Below are 2,258 nucleotides of genomic sequence, written 5' to 3'. Positions count from 1 at the left end.
GTGGCCTGGCTGCCGCGCAGCCTCATCGCCGACGACCTGCGGGCCGGCACGCTGGTGGCGGCCGGCGAGGCGGCCTGGGACGTGCCGGTGGAGATCCGCCTGTACCGCCAGCGCGCCGGCATGTCGGAGGTGGCCGAATCGCTGTGGGCGCTGGCCGGCGGCCAGGCCATCCCGGCCAAATAACCCCGATGCCGGGAGATCGATTGCCTGTGTAGCTATTATTTCCATAGCAACCGGGGGATCCGGCTGCCTGGCCTCTGGCAGGTTGCCGGCACCCGGCACGGAACATAATGCAGGCCCTTCGCACTCCGACGGCCCCATGTACCGCGCAAGACTCTCCCTGGCATTCGCCGCCCTCGTGGCCCTGGTATGCATCCAGGCCGCGTTCGTGTACTGGGGCACCCACCGCGTCAACGACTACGCCCAGCACAGCCGGCTGGCCAGCGACATCCTCTCGGAGTTGCTGGACCTGTCGGCCAACAAGCAGCGGCTGCGCGTGTGGGCCACCCAGCGCCTGATGAACGCCAATGCCGTGCCTGAGGTGCGCGAGCGGCTGCTCGAACGCATGCACCAAAGCGCGGCCGCCCTGGCGGAGCTGGCCCGCCGCGACCTGGCCCTGTGGCACGAACTGGCCCACCGCGAGGGCATGTCCATGCCCCAGGAGGTGCCGCAGCTCGTGCGCGTGACGGAGCTGCTGGAGGACAACATCCAGGCCGTGGAGGCCCGCCTGGCGCAGCTGCAGCCGCTGGAGCCCGGGGCCGACTTCCCTGCGGTGTGGGAAGAGCTGAACGCCACGTTCGACATGGCGCGCGGCCTGGACCTGCGCGAGCTCATCAACGGCGCCATCGAGCGCCAGCGCAGCGCCGTTCCCGTGGCGCGCGCCGCCACCGAGCGCGGGCTGGACGTGCTGCGCCAGCAGGCGATCACGCTGGTGATCGTCACCCTCGCCGTGGCGGCCCTGCTGGCGCTGCACCTGAACCGCCGCCTGCAGCGCCCCCTGGACCGCCTGCTGGCCGGCACGCGGGCCTTGCAGGCCGGCGCGCTGGACCACCGGGTGGCCACCGGCTCGAAGGACGAATTCGACCGCGTCGCCCAGCACTTCAATGCCATGGCGGCGGAGCTGCAGCAGCACCGCGCCCATGCCGATGCGGCGCGCCGCGAACTGGAGGATGCGGTGCAGGCCCGCACGCATGAACTGAGCGTGGCGCACGAAACCCTGCAGCGCGTGGACCAGCGCCGGCGCCAGCTGTTCGCCGACCTGGGCCACGAACTGCGCACGCCCGCCACGGCCATCCGGGGCGAGGCCGAAATCGCGATGCGCGGCGGCGACCGGCCGGCGCAGGAATACCGCCAGACGCTGCAGCGCATCGTCGGCGGCGTCGACCAGCTCACCAAGGTGATCCACGACCTGCTGCTGATCGCCAGGACCGAGGCGGACCAGTTGGTGATCCGCCCACGCCGCATCGACCTGCAGGCCCTGGTGACCGATGCGGCGGAGCAGGCCTCCGCGCTGGGCGGACTGCACGGCGTGGCCGTGGAGCCCCTGCCGCCCGCCCCCGGCGGCCCGCTGATGGTGAACGCCGATGCCGACCGGCTGCGCCAGGCGCTGATGATCGTGCTGGACAACGCGGTGCGCTATTCGCAGCGCGGCGGCATGGTGCGCGTGGGCTGCCAGCCCGGCCCCGACGGCGAAGCCCAGGTGCTGGTGCGCGACGAAGGCATCGGCATCGAGGCCGAGGAACTGCCCGCCGTGTTCCAGCGCTTCGTGCGCGGCCAGCGCGCGCGGGCACACCGCGCGGACGGCACCGGCATCGGACTGTCGATCGCGCAGTCCATCGTGCACGCGCACCATGGCCGCATCGACATCGACAGCCAGCCCGGCGTGGGCACGGTGGTCCAGATCACCGTGCCTTCGGCCAGCCACCCCGAAACCCTGTCCCCCGAGGAAACCGCATGAACATCCTGGTGGTCGAAGACGATCCGCGCGTGGCGGACTTCCTGCTGCGCGGCCTCAAGGCCGAAGGCTACAGCGTGGAGCTGGCGCGCAACGGCCCGGACGGCCTGGCCCTGGCGCGCACCGGCGATCCCGGGCTGCTGCTGCTCGACCTCATGCTGCCCGGCCTGAGCGGCCTGGAGCTGTGCCAGACACTGCGCTCCGAAGGGCGCCACGTGCCGGTGCTGATGCTCAGCGCACTCAGCAACACCGAGGACAAGGTCAACGGCCTGCGGCTGGGCGCCGACGACTACCTCACCAAGCC

General features: G+C 71.7%; 2 protein-coding genes and 1 pseudogene. All 3 read left to right on the top strand.

Annotated elements, in window-relative coordinates:
* Positions 1-183: pseudogene (locus AC27KI_RS23030) on the top strand (LysR family transcriptional regulator); the annotation flags it as partial.
* Between the two features lie 136 nt (positions 184-319).
* Positions 320-1,957, top strand: a complete 1,638-nt coding sequence (locus AC27KI_RS23025) for a sensor histidine kinase (protein ID WP_487090880.1) — start codon at positions 320-322, stop codon at positions 1,955-1,957.
* Positions 1,954-2,258: response regulator (locus tag AC27KI_RS23020; protein ID WP_487116027.1), on the top strand; the 305-nt coding region annotated here is incomplete at its 3' end. The genes AC27KI_RS23025 and AC27KI_RS23020, both read left to right, overlap by 4 nt.

Source organism: Acidovorax sp. KPB24-03, assembly GCF_057546605.1.
Note: the sequence above shows the minus strand (reverse complement) of the source record. Positions and strands in the feature narration are given on the sequence as shown.